Source organism: Arachidicoccus rhizosphaerae (assembly GCF_900107765.1).
GTDB lineage: Bacteria > Bacteroidota > Bacteroidia > Chitinophagales > Chitinophagaceae > Arachidicoccus > Arachidicoccus rhizosphaerae.
In genome coordinates this window covers 135,257-160,884 of sequence record NZ_FNQY01000003.1, presented here as the reverse complement: position 1 = coordinate 160,884, position 25,628 = coordinate 135,257, and the positions used below count along the sequence as shown (strand labels likewise).

At 40.2% G+C, this 25,628-nt stretch carries 15 protein-coding genes; 7 read left to right on the top strand and 8 right to left on the bottom strand.

Features of this window, described 5'->3' with window-relative positions:
• Positions 1-105: 105 nt before the first annotated feature.
• Entirely contained in the window at positions 106-1,599 is a 1,494-nt protein-coding gene (locus BLU80_RS04250) for an MATE family efflux transporter (protein WP_091393923.1), read from the bottom strand.
• A 133-nt stretch (positions 1,600-1,732) separates the two neighbouring features.
• A complete protein-coding gene (recQ, locus tag BLU80_RS04245) occupies positions 1,733-3,997 on the bottom strand; it encodes a DNA helicase RecQ (RefSeq protein ID WP_091393920.1) in 2,265 nt (754 codons plus the stop codon).
• A gap of 382 nt (positions 3,998-4,379) precedes the next feature.
• On the opposite strand from recQ, the gene BLU80_RS04240 reads away from it, so the two are divergent.
• The 6 genes from BLU80_RS04240 (at position 4,380) to BLU80_RS04215 (ending at position 14,564) form a co-directional block, all read left to right on the top strand.
• Entirely contained in the window at positions 4,380-5,384 is a 1,005-nt protein-coding gene (locus tag BLU80_RS04240) for a KpsF/GutQ family sugar-phosphate isomerase (protein ID WP_091393916.1), read from the top strand.
• Positions 5,385-5,540: 156 nt separating this feature from the next.
• Positions 5,541-6,815 carry a sugar MFS transporter gene (locus tag BLU80_RS04235; protein ID WP_091393912.1) on the top strand — a complete coding sequence of 425 codons (1,275 nt, stop codon included), beginning with the start codon at positions 5,541-5,543 and terminating at the stop codon, positions 6,813-6,815.
• A gap of 654 nt (positions 6,816-7,469) precedes the next feature.
• Positions 7,470-8,858, top strand: a complete 1,389-nt coding sequence (locus BLU80_RS04230; protein ID WP_091393907.1) for a TolC family protein — start codon at positions 7,470-7,472, stop codon at positions 8,856-8,858.
• 72 nt (positions 8,859-8,930) lie between these two features.
• Complete coding sequence (locus BLU80_RS04225) at positions 8,931-10,202, top strand: efflux RND transporter periplasmic adaptor subunit (protein ID WP_244518730.1); 1,272 nt, start codon at positions 8,931-8,933, stop codon at positions 10,200-10,202.
• A gap of 52 nt (positions 10,203-10,254) precedes the next feature.
• Positions 10,255-13,830 carry an efflux RND transporter permease subunit gene (locus BLU80_RS04220; RefSeq protein WP_091394264.1) on the top strand — a complete coding sequence of 1,192 codons (3,576 nt, stop codon included), beginning with the start codon at positions 10,255-10,257 and terminating at the stop codon, positions 13,828-13,830.
• Between the two features lie 182 nt (positions 13,831-14,012).
• Positions 14,013-14,564 (top strand): hypothetical protein, encoded by a 552-nt coding sequence (locus tag BLU80_RS04215; RefSeq protein ID WP_091393904.1) that lies wholly within the window; start codon positions 14,013-14,015, stop codon positions 14,562-14,564.
• A gap of 153 nt (positions 14,565-14,717) precedes the next feature.
• Here the strand turns inward: BLU80_RS04215 and BLU80_RS04210 are convergent, their stop codons facing one another.
• A complete protein-coding gene (locus BLU80_RS04210; RefSeq protein ID WP_091393899.1) occupies positions 14,718-16,259 on the bottom strand; it encodes a RagB/SusD family nutrient uptake outer membrane protein in 1,542 nt (513 codons plus the stop codon).
• A gap of 23 nt (positions 16,260-16,282) precedes the next feature.
• On the bottom strand, positions 16,283-19,642 hold the full coding sequence (locus BLU80_RS04205) for a SusC/RagA family TonB-linked outer membrane protein (protein ID WP_091393896.1): 3,360 nt from the start codon (positions 19,640-19,642) through the stop codon (positions 16,283-16,285).
• Positions 19,643-19,757: 115 nt separating this feature from the next.
• On the opposite strand from BLU80_RS04205, the gene BLU80_RS04200 reads away from it, so the two are divergent.
• The gene (locus BLU80_RS04200) at positions 19,758-20,465 is read left to right on the top strand and encodes a FadR/GntR family transcriptional regulator (RefSeq protein ID WP_091393893.1); all 708 of its coding nucleotides are present in this window, start codon (positions 19,758-19,760) and stop codon (positions 20,463-20,465) included.
• 220 nt (positions 20,466-20,685) lie between these two features.
• Here the strand turns inward: BLU80_RS04200 and BLU80_RS04195 are convergent, their stop codons facing one another.
• The 4 genes from BLU80_RS04195 to BLU80_RS04180 form a co-directional block, all read right to left on the bottom strand.
• Entirely contained in the window at positions 20,686-21,969 is a 1,284-nt protein-coding gene (locus tag BLU80_RS04195) for a family 16 glycosylhydrolase (RefSeq protein ID WP_091393889.1), read from the bottom strand.
• Between the two features lie 91 nt (positions 21,970-22,060).
• Entirely contained in the window at positions 22,061-23,344 is a 1,284-nt protein-coding gene (locus tag BLU80_RS04190; protein ID WP_091393886.1) for a family 16 glycosylhydrolase, read from the bottom strand.
• Positions 23,345-23,639: 295 nt separating this feature from the next.
• The gene (locus BLU80_RS04185) at positions 23,640-24,497 is read right to left on the bottom strand and encodes a sigma-70 family RNA polymerase sigma factor (protein ID WP_091393883.1); all 858 of its coding nucleotides are present in this window, start codon (positions 24,495-24,497) and stop codon (positions 23,640-23,642) included.
• Between the two features lie 233 nt (positions 24,498-24,730).
• Positions 24,731-25,429 (bottom strand): YceI family protein, encoded by a 699-nt coding sequence (locus BLU80_RS04180; protein WP_170831135.1) that lies wholly within the window; start codon positions 25,427-25,429, stop codon positions 24,731-24,733.
• Between the last annotated feature and the right edge of the window lie 199 nt (positions 25,430-25,628).

The window sequence follows — 25,628 nt, the reverse complement described above, 5'->3', positions numbered from 1 at the left end:
TTATAATATGTATCTCATTGACTTTAGTTATCTGCCCTGTTTGTAAACCTTTCAATGTAAGGATTATAAGGAAAACCAGAGCAATTTAACCAAATTGTCGTTAGGTTAGCGGGATTTGGGAAGTATTTTTTGCAGCATACCTTTAAACATGGCATTTATGTCTTCCGAAATTTTAAAATAAATAACAGTCGGAAGGTATAGGATGGTAAAAACCAGACTTCTGACAATCGCGTCCAGATAAAGATTGCCCAAATAAGGAATTACCCAGGTAATAAAGATGGCAGCGGCCGCAATCAGAAGGACATATAGGGTTTTGCGGTCAAAGGGCTGTAATTTAAAGAGCCACCACAGATAAGTAAAGCGGATAATATTATAAAAGATTAGTGCGATGGCACTACCATAGGCTGCCCCCATTACGCCATAATGACGAATCATAAAATAATCCAGTATAATATTTATGAAAATAAACAGCAGGCTGGAATAAAAATCCATCCGCCAATATTTGGACAAAAGTAGTATTTGCGCATTCATGCCCATCCCTAAATCGATAATTTTGGCCAACCCGGCTACAATAAAAATGGCCTTTGCCAGACTATATTCCGGATTAAATCGGATGAGATTGTCAATATTGGGCATGAGAACCCCAAAAATTAAAAGGCCGATTATCAACAGGTTTATGGATGTTTTATGGTACAGCTCTTTTATTTTGGCCATATCTTTATTTTTCCAGGCCTCAGATATCAGCGTAGTTGTGATCCCCAGCATGCTTCTATAGGGACCGTCCATGATGCTGGCCAGATAGACAGGAATACTGTAAATGGCCAGGTTTTCCAGCCCTTTGTCCGTTAGTCCCGCAATTAATAACCCGTCCACAGTGCGGGGGAGAACCCCGATAAGCATCCCTGTATAATGGTAGGAAGTGAAAACAAGAATTTTCTTATATAGTCTTTTAGTCGCCCGACTGATTGTCCGGTACAGTGTTACCCCTCCGTTTTGATAAACGACATACATCAGTACTAATATGGCTGGTACATAGGAATAGCTAAACAGAACAAAAAAGGTTTCCAGACTAATCCAATGCATAATATAGAAGAATATAAAAAGCGTAGTGGTTAATCTGTAAAAGAGTTCCTTCACTATATTGGAGATAATGGTTTTTTTGATGACCCAGCAGTAAGCCTCCAGAACCATGATGGCTGTATAAGAAATCGTAAAAGGAATCACCAATCTGAAATGAGTCACAAATAGTGGCGACCCGTGACCGAAGTGCTTTTCCCAGAAAGGCTCAAAACCTACTGCGGCTATTAAAAATAAAATGGAGCCTATCAGATTAGCCATTAGCGTCAGGTAAGGCAGATCGTTTTTCCCTTTGGGCAGAAAATCTTTATAAAATGGATTGAATTTATAAAGGGCATTGAGGCTGCCCATGGTGGACAGTGCGGAAAAAAACAGGGAAAAGTCAATCATAATCCTGGTCAGACCAAAGGCTTCCGTACTGAAAAACCGGGGGAATAGGATCATGGTATTTAAGGCACCAATGGCAAATCCTAAATAGGTAAAGATGGTGGAATAAGTACTCTGTCTGCGTACGATGCCCATTCAAACAATATTTATTTTATTTTACCGGACCTGGAAGCCTGTTTTAGCTCCTGCCAGCCGGAAAGGTAATAATTTTATAAAAAACGGGCCCGTTTTTTACTGCGGGCCCTATCATAAATTATTGTGACTAATCCTAGTTACCGTATTCAACCAGGAATTTGATGCGCATTATCTTAAGCTGTTCCCAATTATAATCGCTTTCTTCGAGTTCTTCTCTGGCCAGATCCAGTGAAGAAGTTTCGCAACTGCGAAAATAATCCATAACCTCATCCTGTTCATCCTCATCTAACATATCGTCAATGGCATAATCCAGGTTCAGACGGGTGCCACTGGCAACGATTGTTTCCATTTCTTCCAGAAGTTCATCCAAGCGTAAGTCCTTGTTTTTGGCAATGGTATCCAAAGGTATTTTCTTATCAACGTTCTGGATGATGTAGATTTTATTGCTTTTTTTGTTTACCACGCTTTTCATGACAAAGTCATCTGGACGGGTAATATCATTTTCTTCTACATATTGCGAAATCAGGTTTACAAAAGGTTTACCATATTTAATTGCCTTGCCTTTGGAGACGCCTGATACCTTTTCCAACTCTTCCAGGGTCGTTGGATAGACGGTGGCCATATCATGTAACGAACTTTCCAGAAAAATCACAAAGGGAGGAAGGCTTTTTTTCTTGGCTTCCTTTTGCCTGAGGTCTTTCAGCATCTCAAAGAGATGTTCATCGGTGGAATGAGCTCCACCCCCACCGGTATCTGTTTCTTCGTCATCTGCAATCGCATCATCATAATTGTTATTGAGGACGATTTTGAAGCTCACCGGCTTTTTAAGGAATTTTTCTGCTTTGGGCGTAAATTTAAGCACTCCATAATCTTCAATATCCTTTCTAAGGATATCTTCCAGCAGCATCTGACGAATCAGGCTATTCCAAAAATGGGCATCCTGTTCTTTACCAATTCCAAAAACAGGCAATTGCTCGTGGCGGTACATGGTAACGGTCGGCGTTTGTCTGCCCGTTAATACGTTTACGCAATAGTCGATATTAAAGCGCTCATCCAATGCCTGAACAACTTTCAAGACTTGAACAGCTTCTATTTTTGCCTCTATTTTTTCTTTGGGATTCAGACAGTTGTCGCATTGTCCGCAATTTTCATCATGCCATTCTTCCCCGAAATAATGCATCAGAACTTTCCGTCGGCATACGGATGTTTCCACAAAGGCAAGTGTCTCGTTGATCAGCTGGGCACCTACTTCTCTTTCGGATAGTGGTTTGTCCCGCATCAGGTGTTCCAGCTTAGCGACATCCTTGTGTGAATAATAAAGAATACATTTTCCCTCGAGCCCGTCCCTGCCGGCACGGCCTGTCTCCTGATAATAGTTTTCGATGGATTTGGGAACATTGTAGTGAATTACAAAACGGATATCAGGTTTGTCAATCCCCATTCCAAAGGCAATGGTGGCAACAATGACCTGAACGTCTTCTTTTAGGAAAGCATCCTGACGACTGGCCCGGAGTTTGGCATCAAGTCCTGCATGGTACGCTACGGCTTTTATATTATTGGCGTTTAAGATATCCGCCAGTTCTTCCGTTGTTTTACGGTTTAGCGTATAAATAATACCACTTTTACCCTTGTTTTGGGAAATGAACCTGACAATGCTTTTTATGGTTTGATCCAGCTTGACTTTTGGCTGAATTTCATAATAAAGGTTTTTTCTATTAAAAGAAGATATATATATGTTGGGATCTTTTAAGCCCAGGTTTTTGATAATATCACTTTGAACTTTAGGGGTAGCGGTTGCTGTTAATGCAATAACGGGCAAATCCGGATTTATCATATCCATCATTTCCCTGAGTCTGCGATATTCAGGTCTGAAATCATGTCCCCATTCAGAAATACAGTGTGCCTCGTCCACTGCAAAAAAGGAAATCTTTATACTTTTAAAAAAATCAATATTTTCCTGTTTGGTCAACGTTTCCGGAGCAACATATAAGAGTTTAGTCTTTCCGGCTGTAAGATCGTCCCGGACCGTCTTTATTTGGCTTTTGTTTAAAGATGAATTTAGAAAATGGGCGACATTCTCATTTTCGCTATAACCTCTGACTAAATCCACCTGATTTTTCATCAGCGCAATCAATGGGCTGACAATAATGGCAGAACCTTCAAGCATCATGGCCGGTAATTGATAACAAAGACTTTTACCACCACCAGTGGGCATAATAATAAAGGTGTCATGCCCGTCCAAAAGACTGTGTATGGCTTCTTCTTGCCTTCCCTTGAACTGATCGAACCCAAAGCTGGACTGTAGGCCAGCAGAAATATCGTGTGTATGTTTGTGTTTATTAATCTTTATTGCAGTACCCGGTGCCTTCTTCTTAGAAGTAGTTGTGCTTTTTGCCATTTTTACATCTATATTGAATAAATAGAGCAGTAATCTACGAAGAATATCTCAGATTTCCTTAGGATCTTGCAATTTACTTTGACTAGCTGCTCCCTGTTTTAAGGTAGGCGAAGTTACTACACAAACCTAATATTTGGGGCATTGTATATATATTTTAACACTGACGAACAGTTGTTGCTATAGCTTTGCGCCCAGGTTACTAAAGGCCTGCTAAAAGGTAAATCTAAAGGATTTTCAATAGGCAAAAGAATCCGCATTTCTGTAAAAAACTCAATAGAAGCCTTCCTGCTTATGAATGGTTTAAGAAGGTATGGATGTCAATTATTATATAAATATTTAATGCTTAATGTCGTTATCACATGGGATTTCTTAATTTTGAGCCATGAGTGAAAAGCAGCAGAATAATAGCCAACAGCCATCAGCAACCTTTGACTTGCAACAAATTGCAAAAGACGTTATATTAACGGAGATACAGGCTGTATCAGGGATTTTGGAATTTATTGATGATCGTTTTGAACAGACGGTCAAAGCTATTAGTGCTTGTAATGGCCATCTTATTGTTTCTGGAATTGGTAAGAGTGCCATTATTGCTCAAAAATTGGTGGCTACCCTTAACTCCACCGGCACTAAAGCAACTTTTTTGCATGCAGCAGATGCTATCCACGGAGATATGGGGATGATTAGTAAAGAAGATATGGTGCTGATTATCAGCAATAGCGGGGAGAGTGCGGAAATTAAGGTGTTGGCTCCCTTAGTAAAGGAGCTTTGCCAGGGATTAATTGCACTAGTGGGTAACGCCCATTGCTTTTTAGCTCAACAAAGTGATTATGTGCTTTTAACCGGGCCAACACAAGAAGCCTGTCCGCATAATCTGGCGCCCACTTCCAGCACCACTGCCCAGTTGGTGTTATCAGATGCACTGGCCGTTTGTTTAATGCGATTAAGTGATTTTAAACCGTCCGATTTTGCCAGACTCCATCCTGGAGGCGATTTAGGTAAAAAATTACATTTAAAAGTGGCAGATTTATATATTAATAATGCCAACCCGTCCGTTCATGCTCAGACAGAATTGAAATCAGTGATTTTTGAAATTACCAAAGGCCGGGTAGGCGCAACAGCGGTATTGGACCAGGACAATAAGGTAATTGGCATTGTAACGGACGGGGACGTAAGAAGAATGCTGGAGAGAACCGATAGTCTGAGCGGTATACAGGCACAGGATATAAGTTCTAAGAACCCAAAGACGATTACTCCTGATATGCTGGCCATTACTGCTATGGAGATGATAAAAAAATGGGACGTAGGACAATTAATTGTAACCTCAAGTGACGGACAATACCTGGGATTTTTGCATGTGCATGATTTGATTCGTGAAGGAATCTATTAGGAAGCCCGCGTATTTTATTCGATTTTTTGCCTTTTTTAAGGCCAAGGGGCAGCTGAAAGTTGATTTATCAAACGTTTGCATGAAATTTTGAGCCGTCAGACACCCGCAATTGCCCTGAATTTATTTATGTTAGCATTTCAATTGTAAAATGTTAACATGCAACAGAACTCATCCAAGAATTATCTTATTCCTACCCTGATTATTGGGGTACTCTTTTTTGTATTCGGGTTTATCACCTGGGTAAACAGTACGCTTATTCCATATTTGCAGACTGCCTGCGAACTAACGCCCAATCAGGCAATCCTGGTGACCTTTGCTTCATATATAGCATATGCAGTGATGGCGTTTCCTTCTGCGGGTATTTTAAAATATACAGGGTTTAAAAAAGGAATGATGCTTGGATTGGGGATTATGGCGCTGGGAGCCTTACTTTTTATTCCGGCGGCTAATTCCAGGACATTTGGTATGTTTTTAACCGGATTATTTGTAATGGGCATTGGAATGGCCTTATTGCAAACTGCTGCCAATCCCTATATTACTATTTTAGGACCGATTGAAAGTGCGGCCAAAAGAATGAGTGTAATGGGAATCTGTAATAAAGGGGCCGGCGCTATTGCCCCTATGATCATGGGCGCTTTATTACTGAATGGTATGGATGCTTATTCATCCGATAACCTGAGCCATCTGGCTTTGGATCAGAAAAATGCATTATTGGATCAGCTGGCTGGTAAAATTATTGGCCCTTATATTTTTATCGCAGTCGTATTTATAATATTAGCCATTGCTATATATTTTTCGAGCCTGCCCGATATTAAAAATGAGGACGAGACCAATCCCGATCACCAGACAAAAGATCGGAGCAGTATTTTTAATTACCCCTATTTATGGCTGGGATTTGCCACCCTGTTTTTATACGTTGGCGTAGAGGTTATTGCCGGTGACACGATTCAACTTTATGGAAATACCGGATTACACATCCCCATTGAGCAGGCCAAACACTTTACCTCTTTTACTATGATTTGTATGTTGGTAGGCTATTTGGCAGGCATTGTGTTGATTCCCAAATATATTAATCAGTCCACGGCGCTTAAAATATCTGCAATTTTAGGACTGATCTTTTCCTTTGGTGTAATCTTTTTACCAGGCTACTACTCCATTGCGTCTCTTGCCCTTTTAGGTTTGGCCAATGCCCCCATGTGGCCTTCTATATGGCCATTGACCATAGATGGATTAGGCAAATTTTTAAAAACAGGGTCAGCATTGTTAATTGTGGGTATAGCCGGCGGGGCAATATTGCCTAAAATCTGGACTATGATTAGTTCCTATACGGGTATGCAGTCTGCATTCTGGATTCTGATTCCCTGTTATTTATTTATCTTGTTTTTTGCGATCAAAGGCCATAAGGTGGGCAAGACCGTAAATATGAAATAATTTACCTGGAATTTTATTAAAATGTTGACTTATAATGTCTTATTGTCGTTTTAACGGGTAGAGAAGATTGTTGGGTGATTGTAATGTGATTGGATGAAATTTCGCTCTGTCAGATTAGTGATAACTAAGTGGCAGGGCGATTTTGTTTACCCGTATAGATGATAGCGCATGCTCAATGTGCTTACAGGTACAATACGCCCCTTTTACCGGTATTCCGGTTTACCGATGGTAAAGAGCCGTTTGTCGAAAAATTTACCTTATTTCCTTCACTTTCATAGGCTATACCAAGGATTGCCCCTATTTTTACGGAGAATTTATATTTAATTCAGAAAAAGGAGAGCGCTTCCTTGAGTGAATAAATATGGTTTTAAGTTGTAGCCGGTAAGTATTTTCCGCTGAACGGGAAACACTGAAATGTGAATAGCTGATCTATTAAGAAAAACAAATCAGAGAGATGTTTAATATGTGGGCAGATCAGCCACATATAAATTTAGAAATAGGCAATTGAATGAAAAGGCAACAGTGTGGGTACTGTATGCAGTAGGTGCAGGAAATTGATGGGACCTTAATGCTGTTTTTTTGTCTAAGATTTCAGTTGACTTTATCACTGAATAATAGAGATCGGAGTTTTTTAAACAATAATTGAAGTTTTTTATGAAGCATCTTTTTAGATCGCTGGCATTTGTAGGGAGTTTGTTGCTTTTGACCCAAAATCAACCTTTGCATGCTCAAAGTATTTATGCATCGGATGCCATTAGTGATTCGGTTTCATTGCCCGCAGGCACCATTCACAGATTTAGTCTGGATGAAGCTTTGCAATATGGCCAGCAGCATAATACTCAGGTTAAAAATGCATTATTGGATATCCTGATTCAGGAGCAGACCAATCGAGGTGTGGCTGCTGCAGCGATGCCATCTGTCAGCGCCAGTGGTTCTTTGACTGATAATTTGAAACTACAGACCACTTTGCTGCCGGGTGAATTCCTGGGCCAGCCGGCCGGAACCTTTGTCCCTGTGACTTTTGGGACTACTTATAATACCACAGCGGGTGTGGATGCAAACCAGGTTCTTTTTGACGGACAGGTATTTATTGGACTTAAAGCCAGAAGGACTTCAATGGATTGGAAAAAAGCCCAGGCGGAAGTGACCAAAGAAGGAATCCGTACTAATATTTATAAGTTGTATTATCAACTTGTAGTCAGCCGTACACAAATGGAACTCATTCAGGCTAATATTGACCGGATAAGTAAGCTTCGTCATGATACGCAGCTGATGTATGAAAACGGGGTTTCAGAAAAACTGGATGTGGATAAAATTGACGTTCAACTTGTCAATTTAAATACGGAAAAACAAAAAACCATGGTTACCATAGCCAATGGTTATAATGGTCTAAAAGTGCTGTTGGGCATGCCGGTAGCTGACCAGCTTGTTTTAACCGATACGCTCAGTGAAGATCAGATAAAATCCGGTATACTGGTCGAGGCCGATTTTAATTATGAAAAGCGCAACGATTATAAAAGCCTCCAGCTGATGAAAGAACTCGATGAGTTTAATGTGAAACGTTATAAATATAGCAAGCTGCCGACACTTAACCTGGCAGCCTCCTATTCAAAACAAAACCAGCAAAATACACTTTCATTTAGTGGAGACTGGTTTACATCTTCCTTTCTGGCCCTCCGTCTGAATATTCCGATATTCTCAGGTTTTGCTAAAAATGCACAAATTAAACAGGCTGGCTTTGAATTACAACAAGCGGACAATCAATTGTTTGAACTCAAGCAGACGATCGATAATGAAATAGTCACTGCGAAGAATAATTTTACTTCAGCTATTTCTATTATGGATTACCAAAAGAAAAATATGAATTTGGCTGAAGAAGTGTATAATCAGACAAAGAAAAAATATGAAGTGGGTGCTGGATCCCAGACGGAGATTAATACGGCACAAACAGATTTGAAAGCGGCTGAGGCAAACTATATCAGTGCTCTTTATGATGCAGTGATTGCTAAAGTTGATTTTTTAAAGGCTACCGGTAGCCTCTAATTGAAACAGGAATTCTACATTATAACAAGCAAATTACGACTACCCGCTATCAGCGATTTAAATAATCTACAGATGAAAAGTAACAGGAATCTTTCTTCCAACGCAAACAAAAAGACCTCCATCTACCCGTCTTTTCCCCTAAGACAATTGAACCGTAATTATTTGGCAGCGATTCTGCTGATCATTGCCATGATTATAACGGTGGGATGCGGACAAAGTAAGGATCAGTCTAAAGTTTTAAAAGAAAAGCAGAAGGAACTGTCCAGGCTTCAGAGTGAACAGGACAAACTGACTTCGCAAATTGAAAAATTGCAAAAGGAAATTAAAGCTATTGATCCCAATGCGGTGGAAGCGAAACGCAAACTGGTCGCTTTAGATACTGTTGCCGTAAGTAGTTTTGAACATTATATTGATTTACAAGGGAAAATTGACGCTCAGAATGTTGCCTATGTGGCACCTAAAGGTCAGGGCGGAGTGGTAAATGCAGTTTATGTAAAACAAGGTGACCATGTCAGTAAAGGACAAATTTTATTAAAACTTGATGATGCCTCTCAAAGGCAATCCCTGGTAGCTGCCCAACAGCAGGTGGCTGGTCTAGCTGCGCAGCTGGAACAAGCCAAAACTGTATTTGAAAGGCAACAGAATCTCTGGAAAGAAAATATCGGGACAGAACTACAGGTATTAAATGCCAAAACGTCCCTGGAGAGTGTTCAAAGTCAGTATAAGGCAGCCAGGGCGAATATGGAAATAGCAGAAGAACAGGTAAATAATACGGCTGTCAGAGCGGGAATCAGCGGTACTGTGAATACCATGGATATAAAGGTTGGTGAATTCTTTTCGGCTGGTACGCAGGTGCAGATTGTAAATAATGATGATTTAAAAGTCACGGTCAATGTTCCGGAAAACTATTCGGGAAAAATAAAGGTTGGAAGCCAACTCCATGTGACCCTGCCGGATTTGGGAGGTAAGCAAATGGTTACTACGGTAAACGTAGTTGGTAAACTCATTGACCCTATAAGCCGAACTTTTTATGTTGAGGGTAAAGTGCCACAGGATCAGGTGCTGCGTTCCAACCAGGTTGCTGTAGCCAGAATTAAGGACTATGAAGATCCTAAAGCTATAACGATTCCTGTTAATACCATTCAAAATGACGAAAAGGGCAAGTATATCATGGTGGTCAGTGGCCAGGGAGACAAAATGATGGCCAAAAAAAGATATGTCACCATAGGTCAGATGTATCATGACAGATTGCAGGTTACATCAGGCCTGGAGGCAGGAGATATAATCATCAGTGAAGGATATCAGGGGCTGTATGACGGACAGCCAATATTGGTTGGGTTATAATCAAGTCAATGGCTGTTTTGAAGCTAAATCAATCACGAATCAATTAAGCATTATGCCTTCATTAGAGAATTTAAGCGAAAACTTCAAGCAATTTAAACCGACAAGCTGGAGTATTAAAAATAAAACCTCCATTTATCTGTTGATGCTATTTGTATCAATTGCAGGTATCTTTCAATTTGTTACCCTGCCCAAAGAGCAGTTTCCTGATATTGTCATCCCTACTATTTATGTTCAGACAATTTATGTAGGCAATTCCCCAAAGGATATTGAAAACCTGGTTACACAACCAATTGAAAAACAGATTAAAGGGATTACCGGTGCTAAAATAAATAAAGTAACCAGTTCTTCTGTACAGGATTATTCGGCTATTGTCGTCGAATTTGGTACTGATGTAAAAACAGATGTGGCACTCCAGAAAGTAAAAGATGCCGTGGATAAGGCAAAACAGGATCTGCCAACTGATTTGACCGAAGAGCCTACCACCATGGAGGTGAGCTTTTCTGATCAGCCCATTATGTATGTTAATGTTAGTGGCAATTATGACATGATGCGTTTGAAGTCATATGCAGACGAATTACAGGATCGTTTGGAAGAGTTGCCTGAGATCAACCGTGTGGATATGGTGGGTGCTCCGGAAAGGGAGTTCCAGATCAATGTAGATAATTTAAAAATGCAGGCCGCAGGTATTACTTTCAGCAATATTGCCTCAGCAGTTCAAGGGGAAAATCTGGATATTTCTGGAGGGTTGCTTCGCGTAGGTAATATGAAAAGGACTTTACAGGTTAAGGGCCAAATTAAAACCGCGCAGCAGTTAAGTCAGATTGTGCTTAGAAACTCAAAGGGAGCTCCTATTTATCTGAAAGATATCGCTGATATCAAGGATACGATTAAAGAACACGAAAGCTATGCTCGCCTTGATGGTAAAAATGTCATTACGCTTAATATAATTAAAAGATCCGGGGAGAACCTGATTGAGACTTCTGACCAGGTAAAAGATATTACCGATCAGGTAAAACAGGAAGTCTTTCCTAAAGATCTGGATGTTCGTATTACGGGTGATTCCAGTAATAAAACCAGGACATCTTTTACAGATCTGGTTAACTCCATCGTAATCGGTTTTGTACTGGTACTGATTATTCTGATGTTTTTTATGGGCGTCACTAATGCATTTTTTGTAGCATTATCCGTACCTCTAAGTATGTTCGTTGCTTTTGTATTTTTACCGGGGGCTAATTTGATTGTGGGGTCGGAAGTAACCTTAAACTTTATTGTATTATTTGCCCTGCTCTTTGGATTGGGGATAATTGTGGATGACGCTATTGTGGTTATTGAAAATACCCATAGAATTTTCTCTGAAAACAAAGGCAAAGTTTCGGCTGTAAAGGCAGCACAAATGGCGGCAGGAGAAGTATTTATTCCTGTTCTGGCAGGTACGCTGACAACGCTTGCGCCGTTTTTCCCTTTACTGTTCTGGCCGGGGATTATCGGTAAGTTTATGATTTACTTACCCACTATGCTGATTTTTACGTTGGCTGCTTCCCTGGTGGTTGCTTTTATTATGAACCCTGTATTTGCAGTTGATTTTATGAATCATGCAGAGACTGAAAATAAACCTCCTAAATCTGCTATTTTTAAGCAACCCATTTTTTGGGTCGCTATTGGAATCGGGTTATTATTAGATCTGATCGGGCAGCCGTTTGCAGGAAATTTGATCATTTTTATTGTTTTATTATCTATTCTGAATAAATATATATTAGACGGATGGATTCATACTTTTCAACATAAAGTGCTGCCGGCAATTATGCGTAGCTATGAAAAATTACTGCGTTGGGCATTAAAAGGATGGCGACCGGTCTGGTTATTGGTGTCTACGTTTGCGCTGATGATTGTCGCCTTTATGTTCTTTTTAGCCCGCAAGGTCCCCGTTGTATTTTTCCCGGATAGTGAGCCAAATCAAATATATGTCTATCTTAAAATGCCTGTGGGGACGGATGTGGATTATACAGACTCTGTAACAAAAACCCTGGAGAAGAAAGTCTATCATGTTTTGGGCATGGAGAACGGAAAGAAAAATCCGGTCGTTGAAAGTGTAATTACCAATATTGCTATTGGAGCTGCTGATCCGACTAGTGGTGACAGAAGTACCAAACCAGAACTGGGTCGGATTCAGGTAAGTTTTGTTGAGTTTGGTGAACGTAATGGCATATCCACCGGGCCTTATCTGGATTCCATCAGGGCCGCGGTAAAAGGAATCCCGGGCGCAGAAATTACAGTGAATAAAGAACAGAATGGCCCACCTACAGAACCTCCGGTAAATATTGAAATCGCCAGTGAAAACTTTGATGATTTGATCTCTACTGCCGTTTCTTTAAAGAACTACCTGGATTCAATCCAGACGCCCGGTGTGGAGGAATTGAAGATGGATGTTGATCTGACAAATCCTGAGATTAGTTTTACAGTCGACAGAGAAAGAGCAATGCGTGAGGGAGTCTCCACTGCTCAGGTGGGGCAGGCAATCAGAACTGCGCTTTTCGGGCTTGAAGTCTCTAAGGTGAAAGATGGAGAAGATGAATATAAAATTCAATTAAGGAATGAAAAGACCCAGCGTAATAATCTGAGCGATTTAATGAATATGAATATAAGTTTTACAGATATGGCCTCTGGTCAGTTTAAATCTATTCCAATTAGCTCTCTGGTGAATGTAGATTATACCAACACATTGGGAAGTGTAAAACGGAAAAATCAGAAAAGAGTGATTACGCTGACCTCAAATGTATTACAAGGATTTACGCCAACAGCGGTTAATCTGGATCTATCAAAACATATCCAACAATTTAAGCATAAGCCGGATGGTGTTACTATTCAGCAAACCGGAGAAGGAGAACAACAGGCGGAAACAGGTGCATTTTTAGGCAAAGCATTATTGATTGCTTTAATGATAATTGTATTCCTGTTGGTCCTGCAGTTTAATTCTGTTAGCAAATCAGTGATTATTCTGACTGAAATTCTCTTTAGTGTAATTGGGGTTATCCTGGGCTATGCCATTACGGGCATGGAGGTCTCAGTGGTTATGACGGGTATTGGTATTGTTGGACTGGCAGGTATTGTCGTGAAAAACGGTATTCTGGTTATTGAATTTGCCGATGAGTTAAGATCAAGAGGCCTTAAAATCCACGAGGCGGTAGTACAGGCTGGCAAAACGAGAATTATTCCTGTCATGTTAACTGCGTTAGCCGCAATATTAGCCTTAATTCCACTGGCAGTAGGATTCAATATCAATTTTATGACGTTATTTTCTGACTTAAATCCTCATATTTTCTTTGGCGGTGATAATGCTTCATTCTGGAAGCCGCTTTCCTGGACCATTATATTTGGCCTGGCATTCGCCTTCTTTATGACCCTATTTATATTGCCCGGCATGTATTTGATTGCGGAAAGATTAAAGCGCCCTATGCGCCGGCATTTCGGGGGAACATGGGTTTCTTTTATGGGCATACCTCCTTTAACCCTGTTATTTTTGCCTATGGTGTTTTACACTATGTTTAAGCATAGAAAAGAAGTCAGAAGAAGAAGGAAAAATGCAGATAACAAGACCACGAATGATGCGTTTACAGGGAGCTGGTTTTAATTAGGCAATTAATATTTAGTATACATCAATGCATAAGCCCTTGGTATTTAGTATTTGGTCAGATATGCCAAAGTTAAATACCGGGGGCTTAGTGTATACATTAGCAATACCACATCATTTGCTGGAACGATTTATGTGGTATTGCTATTGTAGTTATATCCCTAAATAAATTTTTAATACCTATGAAATTTTTACCTGTTAATACTAACCCTTTTGGTGTAAAATATGCTAGAATTGCTGGAATCTGTTCTATCGCAGCCTTGTCAATGATTTTAGGAAATTTAACGGGTTGTGGCCCCTTAAAAAAAAGTACGAATAATAATACTGCTCAACTTAAACAAAAGGGTCCATTTAACTTGAAAACTGCACAGCATAATCATGATACCCTAGCTATACGATCTTTTTTAGCGGGCAATTGGACTTTAAATAAAATGTGCCATTCAGGGTTTGCAGGCCTTAAATGCGATACATCTATTCAACAGAACTGGCAACTGGATTCGTTGGGAACGATAAGTTGGATTACGGAAGGCGATGAATCTGGAAAGGATCATTATCATTTTGTGCCGGCTACAGGAAATCAGGCGGCAATGCCGGCAAAGGATACTGCCTGGGTATTATTTTTGAATCAGGGTCGTCGAGGCTATGTGATAAGAAACTTGTCAAAGGATTCTTTAGCATTATCTGAATTTCCATTAATGATGGATAACACAACAACTTATTATTTAAGCAGATAGATAATAGAAACCTCTAATTTGTTTCAGGTAGTGGTTTAGAAGTTGTACATATATCCTAACATAAAAAGAGGCGCCACTGAATAAAATCAGCGCGCCTCCCACTTTCTATCCTAACAGAAACCTATGAAAGCGTTCAGGAAGTATAATTGGCCATTATTGAATGGTTGGATAGCCTTCCGTTTGTTTTAGTAATGGGTCATTATTCAGCATGGTTTGTGTAATCGGCAATAACATTTTTTCCGTAGAGTTTGCTGAAAAATAATTTGGATTCAGGTGGTCATATACGTATGAATCCCCTGCCCTTCTTAGCGCCCACCAAAGTTTTCCTTCACCGATAAATTCTCTGAGGTATTCATCCAAAATGGCATCCATATTTTGTTTAACGCTGCCATTTGTAAAAACAGGCGCATTGGTGCCATAGGCGCGCTGACGAATCTCATTTATTTCAGCTGCGGGGCTCTCCCCTAATTTGGCCTTAGCCTCTGCTAATAATAATAATACATCTGCATAACGGTAAATGGGGTAATCATTATTATATACCTGAGTGGTGCCGGAAGTGACGCCTATAAATTTGGTCAGCATAACGCCCATGACACTATGAGATGCGGCGGTGCTATACATAACCTTAAAGGAATTTGAAATACGCTGATCTGAGGGGCCGGAAGTAAGGGTATTAATCATGGACAATGACAGGCCTACACGACTTGCTCCGGAGACGTATGGATAGACCTCAGAAACAGTCGGTGATCCTGTAGTAGAAAAGGACATACCTGTTGCCTGAAGGGCATTTACTCTGAAGTTGGTAAAAGTAGCCTGTTGTGCCTGACTGATCTCGTAGTTTAAGGCAAATATAATTTCTTTATTTCCGGATTTTTTGGTTGGATCAAAGATGTCTGCATAATTTGCGTCTAATCCAAGAGTCGTTCCTTCCAGATTTTTGACTTCCTGTAGTGCTGCTTTGGCTGTATTTAAATCTGCAGACCCTCCCCCCATATTGGTCGCAGACCATAGATACACATCGCCCTTTAATACAAGAGATGCCACTCTGTTCCAATAAACACGATTCCCGCTTTCGATAGTATTATCGGAACCAAACATTTCCAGAGAGGTAGCAATGTCAGATTTAATTTGCATCATAACTGAATCTTTGGGGCTTCTGGCTTTATAGGTCTGGGCAGCATTATCAATTTTATTGATAGTCTCCGTAGTCAGTGGAACATCTCCCCAGGTTTTTAACAGCAGGTAATAAACATATGCTCTGAGCCCATACATTTCTGCAACGTCTTTTTTGACGGTAGCTGCGTCAAGCGGGCTTTTGGGAAGTACCTCAATGACATTATTGATATTGTAAATCAGATTGTATAATCCGCCCCAGTCACTATAAGGTACCAGTAAATAACTTACCGTGTGTGTATAAAACATTTGGGCGGTTGCATCAACTGATTCTGTAAATAAGCCATCCTCCCAAAGTTGGGTTCGCATTTCACCCAGGTAAAACATCAAACTGTTCTGTGCCCGTAATCTGGAATATACGCCCTCATAAATGGTTTGTGCGGCTCCTGCATCTGTTAGTGCAAGGCTTTTACTTATACTTGTCTGTGGCATGACTTCCTCTAATTGTTTTTTACAGGAAAACAATAGTACGGAGATACTCAAGCAGAGGAAAATTTTCTGGATATATGTATTATATTTCATTTTCTGTATTTTTCAGAAGTATATTATAGGGTGATATTTGCGCCAAAAGTGATTTTTCTAGGTAAAGGATAACGACCATTGTCTATGCCTCCCACTTCCGGAAAAATACCTGTGTAGCTGGTTAAATAGCTAAGGTTATTTCCTGTTAATGAAAGTTCTAATCCTTTGATACGGTTATTGAACCATTGGCTTAAAACTTCTTTGGGGAAACTATAACTTAAAGTAACCTCTCGTAGCATCAGGTAATCTCCTTTTTCCCAAAGATTTGCAGCGACATTGTCCCCGCTACCATTGATGCCGTAGTTTCTGCCCTGGTTAGCCCAGTAGAATCTAGGTAGAGATGCATCTGGATTTTCTTCAGTCCAGGTGTCCAGGACTTCTTTCGTACTGTTCTGAGATCCCTGTACCTGACTTAAACCTCTGATTCTGGACTGATTTAATATGATAAATCCATAGGCGTAATCAAATGCCGCGTATAATCTGAATGCTTTGTAACCGGTATTAAAGAAGAAACTTCCGGATGCTTTTGGTGTCGTACGACCAGCAAATACATATTGTCTGCTATCTATTGTGTCATTTTGATACACCTGATGCCATTTAGCATCACCCAGTTGTTTGAATTTCTGACCAATGGCTCCTGTGTACGGTAAAAAGCTATTAACAACATTCGCATCGGCGTCTAACTCGGCCTGTGTTCTGTATATTCCATCCCATTTTGGCACCCAGACTTCGTCCGTTCCAATACGTTTGCCTTCAACTAAGCCACCGACCTGCATTAACTGGCCTGGATGATTTGGATCCCATACCTGAATGGTACCTTGCCTATTGCCAGGAAGTCCATTATAAGGTAATTTAACAGCATAGTTTTTAACGGAATAAAAGTTAGCTCCAAAATCCAGGAAGAATCCTTCGGGTCTTTTTGGCAATACTAATTTAGCGTTTAATGATAACTCGATCCCTTTATTCCTTAACTGAGAAAGGTTGGTGCTATATGAGCTGAATCCTGTCCATGAAGAAATGCCTAAACTGGCTAATTTGTCAAATACATTTCTTACAAAATAGTCAGCGACTAAAGTAACCCGGTCATGTAAGATTCCTAAGTCTACGCCGTAGTTGACAGAATTTGTACGCTCCCATCTGACACCTGGGTTAATATAACTGCTGGCATAGGAAGCGCCCTGTCCGTTATAGGTGCCGGCATTTGCATACACCTGTGCGGTTGGGTAATAATTAGAACCAAAATATTGCAGGTTTCCGTTTTCTCCATAGCTGATGCGTGGCTTGATGGTGCTGATATATTCTGATAGCTTGCTGTTTTTAAAGAAATTTTCATTTTGCATATTCCAGCCTGCAGAAATACCGGGAAATAAGCCATAATAGTTACTGGGATCTAACCTTGAAGAACCATCCAGTCGCAAAATTCCCTGGGCAAAATAACGGTCTTTATAAGAATAGGAAACCCTGCCTATTGCTGATGCAATTCGCTCCCAATAGGCGAATGCGGAAGATGCCGACTGGCCATTTACGATTACTCCATTTTGCACATATGGGGTATTAGCCGCACTCACCCATGGAATTAAATCCGTGGAAGCACCTGACCCGGCACCTGAAAAAGTATATCTTTTGTAATCATAATATTCTCCACCTGCCATAATGCTGATGTTGTGACCATTGAAGTTTTTATCGAATTGTAAGAAGCCATTATAGGTGTATTGCATGTCCTTATAGTTGCTAAAGGAACTTGGTCTGGTCGTATTTATTGCACCGCCACTACCTGCCTGGTAGGATGTCGTAAAGGCATTGTTGTTTTGATATAACATATAACCGGAACCATTTGCTATGAATTTTAAATATGGAAGAATGTTATAGGTCAGTTTGAGGCTTCCCATATACCTCTCCTGATTGACGCTATTTATATTAATATTTTTCCAGTAATTAGGGTTGCCAAGGGTTAAATCATTGGGGCCGGGCAACATGGCTCCTGAAGTATCATTATAATACCTCACTGTCGGAGCTACGCCCAGGAAACGTTGCATCAGTCCACCTGTTGCAGCGGTACCAAAAGCATCTCCAGGGTCTGAATAAGGCGATCCAACGGTCGTTCTATAGGCATTTGTCATTAATTGAATATTAAGATTTTTGCCTATGTTTAAGGATCCATTAAAATTCACGTTTATTCGCTTCATCCATGATTCAATAATGGTTCCGTTATCTTTTACCGAATTAAGATTTAAAGAAAAAGATCCATTTTCATCAGCTCCCGAGAACGAGAGTGATTGTTCTGTGGAATTACTTTGTCGCATTAGCATCGCCTCTCTTTCCTGAGTTGAGCTTTCCTTATAAAGGATACTATCCATAAGACCAGGGTTAAATGGATTTGGATCGAGCAGAAGTTTCCAGCCGGCCTCACCTAATTTATCTCTGTTTAAATCAGTTACTAATTGAGTGGTATACAGGCCTACCGGGGAGGTATTCGTACTTCCGAATGCCCAGCCCCATGCACCATTTAATTGATTTTTATCTGCCTGAGGGTTCGATCCGGTGATTGAATCTGCAATATATCTGCTTCTTAAACCCAAGCGATTCATATGTATATATTGAGCGGCGTTCAGGTAATCATCTGCAATACTTCTTGGTTTGTTGATTGATTGTTTGATGCTATAATTTACCTGGGTCCTGCCCTTTTTCCCTTTTTTGGTAGTAATCAGGATGACACCATTGGCAGCTCTAGCTCCATAAATAGCTGTAGAGGCGGCATCTTTTAAAACGTCCATACTTTCCACATCGTCCATGGAAATGCCATATAAAGAATTAAGAATTACCCCGTCCACGACTATAAGCGGATCGCCGCTACCATCAAAACCTGTACCTCCTCTAAAGACAATATTGGGAGATGCACCCGGAGCACCGGTAGATTGCCTGACCATGATACCAGGAACTGTTCCCTGAAGTGCGGTGGCAACATTTGAATTAGGACTATGCTCAAATCCTAAAGGATTAACTTTGGTTACTGCCCCGGCAAATTCTTTTCGTTTTTGTGTCCCATAACCCACGACAACAACCTCGTCTAACTGTGAATTATCGTTTTTAGTCAGGCGAATAAATAGCCGGAGATTATCCTTTAATGCGATGGTTGTTGAACCGTAGCCGATGTAACTGATAATCAGACTGTCGCTTTTATTCCCATTGATGGTAAACGAGCCTTGTGCATCAGTAATGACTGCTGCATGGTTAGATTGGTTTGTTACTGTTGCCCCTTCCAGGTTCTGCCCCGTATTTTCATCCAGAACCGAACCGCTGTAAGTATTTGATTGTGCGTATGATGACAATGTTAAAAATACGCTTATCACCAGTAACATTTTTTTAAGTAAAACGTGTTGCATTGTGACAATTTTTTATAATTATTAAGTATGACATAATAAAATTAAAACTTTATTTTGTTCTGCCAAGTTTTTTTCTCGTTATATTTGAAAATATTTTTGAAAAAATTGATAACAAATGGAAAATGAAGTTTTTACATCCATTAACAATCAGAGCTTAGTTGACCGTGTGGAAGCTAATTTGATTGATTTGCTGCATCAGCGTAAATTAAAGGTGGGTGATACGATTCCAAAGGAGCTGGAACTAGCGTCAGCACTGGGTGTTAGCAGAACGGTAGTGAGAGAAGCCCTTATGCGCCTTCGCATGATGGGGCTAATTGACAGCAAAAAGAAAAAAGGAAGTGTTATAACGAATCCAGATATATTCGGGAATTTAGCAAAGAGTTTAAATCCTTATGTATTGAGTGAAGATACCCTGAAGGAAATCTTCGAGATTCGTTTAATTCTTGAAATCGGGATGGCTGATTTATTATTTAAACACGTTACGCCTGATGATATCAAAGAACTCAAGGCGATTGTAAAAAATGAACCTGCGTCCACCAGTGGTGAAAAGTTTGAAGCTGCCTATGAAATCCAGTTTCATGGGAAATTATATCAGATATCAAAAAATGAGACGCTGATTAAGTTCCAGAAGCTATTGCTGCCTATTTTTGATTTTGTTAATAAGAGTGATATTATTGAACCGGCCAAAAATCCGAAGAAATTTGTCTCTCATAAACAGTTGATCGGAATTTTGGAAAAAGGTACTCCCGAGGAATTCCGAAATGGGATGCGGGTGCATCTTTCCAGTCATTTTGCCCGTCTGGAAAGAAAGGAGCCTGTTTAAAATATATTGGATGCTGACAGGTAAGTTGTGAGGATTACCTATTTATGATAAAAATGCATTTCCATTAAAAAGCGCTTCGGCCCCGTTTGTCTTGGGGCCTGAAGCGCTTTTATTGTTTTATTACGGATAATTTAGGAGGAGTTTTAGAATTCCTTTTTTGAATTATACGCGGTTTTACTAGATTGTTTAAATTGCCTTTTCGTAAGATTATCCGGGTTTCTTATAGAGCCTCTACGTAGAAGTCATCACCCCAGGCTGTGCCATTACCTGCTTTATAGAAATAAATGGTTGCGGTACTATCCGTGGCTCCTGTCGTAAAAGTAACGGACCCATGTGTATAATCTGTAGAAGTTATGGCAGTGCCGATGGCAGCTCCTCCATAATTTTTAACTCCAATGCTAACACTCTGACCTTGGGCGCCAACTTTTGCAAAACCGCCGAATCGGTAGGTTGTATTAGGGGTAAGGCCAGATAGTGCTTGTTCAATAGAGGTCTCTGCTGTTCCGGTTTCTTTGATGCAATAACTGCCGGTTCTGGCACCCGTAGAAACGACAGTTGACGTTTGCCCCCAGGTCGTCCAAGGAGAAAGGCTGCCAGTTTCAAAATCTCCATTACTCAGTACAGAACTTTTGTAAACTCTGACATAATCTACCTGCATCGTAAACGGCAGATCGCTATCGGTAATTGCTCCAGGCCAGCCCGCACCTCCAGATTGATTAAGGATAATGTAAAAGGGTTGGTCATAAGGCCATTGATTGGAACCTCCGCTGGCTGTTTTTGTATAAGTATATTGTAATGTATTGTTCACATAATACTTAATTGTCGTTGGAGTCCATTCTTCCGTATATAGGTTATAATCGCTAGTATTATAACTGGCACTGTGTGTTGCAGTGCTACCTCCACTGCTATTGGTGACATCTGCATTGTGTAGTGTTTGATGAACCACACTTTCCTTATTAACATGTTCCATAATATCCATTTCCCCACTGTTGGGCCATCCACCATAGGCTGCAGGCTCATCAGGCATCATCCAAATGGCCGGCCATGAACCCTGTCCCTGATTAAACTTTGCTCTCACCTCAATTTTCCCATAAGTAAAATTAAATTTACCAGAGCTGTTAATACCGCCTGAATGGTAGGCGGCATTATCGCCCGCAATAACGGCATTATCCATTCTCAGCCATAATGCCCCTCCCTGATTAAATGCATAGGATGTATCAGAGGTTAAATACTTGGTCCATGCTACCGTTCCTCTTGGAGCAAAAGACCATTTGCTGGTGTCAAAATGGCCATCCGTATTAAACTCATCTGACCAAATGAGCTTGTAGGCCGGTGTGGAAAGAATCCGGGTCTGCGCAGCCAGTGTGGCCGAGTTACTGACGGATGTCAAATCGGAACTTTGGGTAGACTCGGTAGGTTGAATGTTTTTTGAACAGGACATGGAAAGTCCAAAAAACGTACCTGTGATCAGTAAACCAATTGCTTGTTTTTTGATTGTTTGCATTACTAGATTTATTTTGGGTGATGAAAAGTTAGCTGGTTGTAATTATGGTTATTTTATTGGAACTGTTTTAAAAAGATGCCAATTAATTTTATTACTGCATCACTTCCAGATAAAAATCATCCCCACTAGCCGTACCTCCTCCAGATTTCTGAAAATAAACAGTAACGGTTGTATCAGAAACGCCAGTCGTAAAATCAACATAACCTTGTGTATAATTTAATTTTGTGAGATCCGTCTTCACTTCCGTATCACCAAAATCTTTGGCTCCCATGGTAGCTGTTACACCACTTGCGGATACTAAACCAAAGCCTCCGAAACGGTAGTGGGTATTACCTGCCAGACCTGTGATTTTCTGTTCAATCCCAGCATTTTCTCCACTGAGTAGTATCGCCTTTTTACCTGCCTGAACATTGTCGGTGGTGAGTGTTGCATCTGTTCCGGTGGATGTCCATCCTGTAAGTTGTTCAGATTCAAAATCTCCATCCGTGAGGTAGGAATTTTTATATACTCTGACATAATCAACATCCATTGTGAAGGGTAATTCAGCATCTGTAATAGAGCCTGCCATACCCGCACCTCCCGACTGGTTTAAAATAATATAAAATGGTTTGTCATATGGCCACTGGCTGCTACCGGCACCAGCTATTTTTGTGTAAGTATTGGTCAGTTTATCATTGACATAGAAGTTAATGGTGGTTGGTGTCCATTCAAGGCCGTAAATATTAAAATCTGTAGTATTATAGTCTGCGGCAACTCCAGCTGTACTTCCGCCATCAGATTTAGTAACCGTACTATTGTGTAAGGTCTGACCGACATAATCATAATATTTCACGTGTTCCATGATATCAATTTCGCCACTGGCCGGCCATCCCCCATAGGAGGAAGGATCATCCGGCATCAACCAGATGGCGGGCCAGGAACCCTGGCCTTGCGTGAATTTTGCCCGAACTTCTATTTTGCCGTATGTAAAATTAAATTTACCAGCAGTTTTAATGCCTCCACTATGATAGGCCGCATTGTCACCGTCAATAATGGCATTGTCCAGTCTTAAATTAAGGTTGCCATTACTTAAATGAGCATAATTTGGATTTTCAGTTAAATATGTTGTCCAGGCAACTGTGCCTCTTGGACAATATGACCAGTAATTTGGATCAATATCTCCATCTTGGTTAAACTCATCAGACCAGATTAATGTATAACTGGACTTTGCCGTAGCAGCAGGTGAGGTAACTGGTGTGGTATGACTCGTTGTATCAGGCGTAGGATCCGGAGTAACCGTTGTATCTGAAGTACTTTTTGAACAACCGTTAAAGCTATAAACGGCAAAGGCGAGCGTTAGAACAGCAAATTGCCGGATGGGAATTTTAAGGGACATTTGTTTAATTTAAGACTAGGGTGAAAAAGGTGATTTTAAATGAAATTGATTGATAGTATTATGTTATACATAATATAAAAATACAAAACCTTACTTAATAACCAGCAATTTTTTTGCATTATTTTAAACTTCCTGACAGGGATATTGAGAAGAAATGTTAGTATTAATTAACAATCAGTGTGTTCTGAAAATAAAATTTATGAAAATATTGGGGAGACGGGCAGACGAATTTCAGGCAAAAAAAGACGCCTTTGCATTTTGCAAAGGCGTCTAAGAGATAATTTTCTTCCTATTATTAACCTAAATAGGATTTTAAGGCACCGCTATAGCGGGCTTTTTGCAAACGTTTGATCGCTCTTTCTTTGATTTGACGGATACGTTCCTTTGTCAGATCGTATTTTTGACCAATCTGTTCAATGGTAATACCGTTTTCGCCTTCCAGACCAAAATAAGCATTTACGATTTCTGCTTCTCTTGGGCTAAGTGACTTAAGTACCCGACGGATTTCTTCTCTGAGTGAATCTTTCATGACATCGTCATCTGTGTCATCAGCACCTTCCAAAAGGTCTCCCATGGCAACATCCTCTGCCTCGTGCACGGGTGCATCCAGAGATGTGTGTCTGGTATTACTTTGGAAAATGTTGTTGATTTCTGTTTCACTCATTTCCAGGATACTGGCTAATTCTTCCGTACTTGGCTCTCTTTCATGTTCTTGTTCGAATGCCATGTAGGCTTTATTAGCCTTGTTGTAGGTGCCAATTTTGTTTTGAGGCAGGCGGACTAGTCTACCCTGCTCTGCCAACGCCTGTAAAATGGACTGGCGAATCCACCATACCGCGTAAGAGATAAATTTGAAACCTTTGGTTTCGTCAAAGCGTTGTGCCGCTTTAATTAATCCGAGGTTACCCTCGTTAATCAGATCGCTAAGTGATAAACCTTGATGTTGGTACTGCTTAGCAACAGATACCACAAAGCGCAAATTAGATTGAACTAATTTGTCTAAAGCCCATTGATCACCCATTTTAATCCGCTGAGCCAGCGTGGTTTCTTCTTCCGGAGTAATCATAGAAATCTTTGATATCTCCTGAAGATATTTTTCTACGGCCTGCGAATCACGATTGGTGATCTGAGTGGCAATTTTAAGCTGCCTCATATTGTTTAATGGCTTTAATTGAATATATAAAACGTACCTTAAGGTCGATTTGTTTCAAAATTAGTTTTAATTTTCAATATTATAACATAATTCCCCACAAAATCGGCGGCAAAGTTACTGAAAATAGCCGGCACAGACAAATAAACGACAGTCAAAACCAGCTATAATCAATAAAATTATGAAAAAATATAGATTAAAGGTGCAAAAGACCCTTAATAATTAGGTCATACATATTAATGCCCTGCTTTTATATTTATTTGAAAATCAATGTTTTTGCTAATTATTTTATCTTTGATGGAGTTTTCTGATCCATAGTTAATACCCCAGACAGTGCGATCAATGGCAAATGCCGCTTTAAAATTAACTGCAGTGGTATCTGCATGTACTTCAGCTGGAAATGAAATGGATTTTGCAATTCCTTTGATGGTCATATTTCCGGTTACGATCGCATTGGAGTTGATACCTGCAGCTTTTGTGTCCTTTCCGCTGTCTGGTGTCAGATTTGAAGGCGCAGTTCCTGTTTCAATTTTTGTAATTTCAAAAGTTGCAGTAGGAAAAGAATCCACGGAGAAGAAATCCTGAGAACCCAAATGCCCCTTTAGTTTAGTATTACCCTCCTGATCCTGATCGGTGGGCTGCAAATCTTTCATATCAATGGTAATTTTGCCACCTGTAATCTGGTTACCTACAACGCTTACCTGACCTACGGAGATAGGTGCAAAACCTGAGTGACCCTCTCCTATCAACTTGGAACCTTTCCAAAGAACCTTACTGTCAGCTGTATCAACAGGTATTATGCTGCCTTGGGCCGCTGTCACTTTTTGAGCTTCCTGCGTTTTAGCTGCTTCACTATTTTGAGAGCCTCCACAGGATGCTAATAATAAAAGGGAGCTACTAAATAAAATGGCAGCGGAATGGGATAATAATCTCATATTATTTTTCTTTATGATTAAATGGTGTAAACCTCTGATAAAAAGTGTTTTACCCAGGTTGAGGCAAAAATAAGCTCTCTTTATTATTTTCATAAAATGGCTCTGTCATATAATTGTCTTTTAACTAATAATTCAGTAAGCCGTTTGGCTTTAACAAATATGAGAATTATTTGGTTTTGATAAACTGCCTTAAATTTAT

Excerpts from the sequence above, each read along its gene's own strand:
- BLU80_RS04250 (WP_091393923.1), bottom strand. The coding sequence starts at position 1,599 with ATGGGCATCGTACGCAGACAGAGTACTTATTCCACCATCTTTACCTAT.
- recQ (WP_091393920.1), bottom strand. The coding sequence starts at position 3,997 with ATGGCAAAAAGCACAACTACTTCTAAGAAGAAGGCACCGGGTACTGCA.
- BLU80_RS04240 (WP_091393916.1), top strand. The coding sequence starts at position 4,380 with ATGAGTGAAAAGCAGCAGAATAATAGCCAACAGCCATCAGCAACCTTT.
- BLU80_RS04235 (WP_091393912.1), top strand. The coding sequence starts at position 5,541 with ATGCAACAGAACTCATCCAAGAATTATCTTATTCCTACCCTGATTATT.
- BLU80_RS04230 (WP_091393907.1), top strand. The coding sequence starts at position 7,470 with ATGAAGCATCTTTTTAGATCGCTGGCATTTGTAGGGAGTTTGTTGCTT.
- BLU80_RS04225 (WP_244518730.1), top strand. The coding sequence starts at position 8,931 with ATGAAAAGTAACAGGAATCTTTCTTCCAACGCAAACAAAAAGACCTCC.
- BLU80_RS04220 (WP_091394264.1), top strand. The coding sequence starts at position 10,255 with ATGCCTTCATTAGAGAATTTAAGCGAAAACTTCAAGCAATTTAAACCG.
- BLU80_RS04215 (WP_091393904.1), top strand. The coding sequence starts at position 14,013 with ATGAAATTTTTACCTGTTAATACTAACCCTTTTGGTGTAAAATATGCT.
- BLU80_RS04210 (WP_091393899.1), bottom strand. The coding sequence starts at position 16,259 with ATGAAATATAATACATATATCCAGAAAATTTTCCTCTGCTTGAGTATC.
- BLU80_RS04205 (WP_091393896.1), bottom strand. The coding sequence starts at position 19,642 with ATGCAACACGTTTTACTTAAAAAAATGTTACTGGTGATAAGCGTATTT.
- BLU80_RS04200 (WP_091393893.1), top strand. The coding sequence starts at position 19,758 with ATGGAAAATGAAGTTTTTACATCCATTAACAATCAGAGCTTAGTTGAC.
- BLU80_RS04195 (WP_091393889.1), bottom strand. The coding sequence starts at position 21,969 with ATGCAAACAATCAAAAAACAAGCAATTGGTTTACTGATCACAGGTACG.
- BLU80_RS04190 (WP_091393886.1), bottom strand. The coding sequence starts at position 23,344 with ATGTCCCTTAAAATTCCCATCCGGCAATTTGCTGTTCTAACGCTCGCC.
- BLU80_RS04185 (WP_091393883.1), bottom strand. The coding sequence starts at position 24,497 with ATGAGGCAGCTTAAAATTGCCACTCAGATCACCAATCGTGATTCGCAG.
- BLU80_RS04180 (WP_170831135.1), bottom strand. The coding sequence starts at position 25,429 with ATGAGATTATTATCCCATTCCGCTGCCATTTTATTTAGTAGCTCCCTT.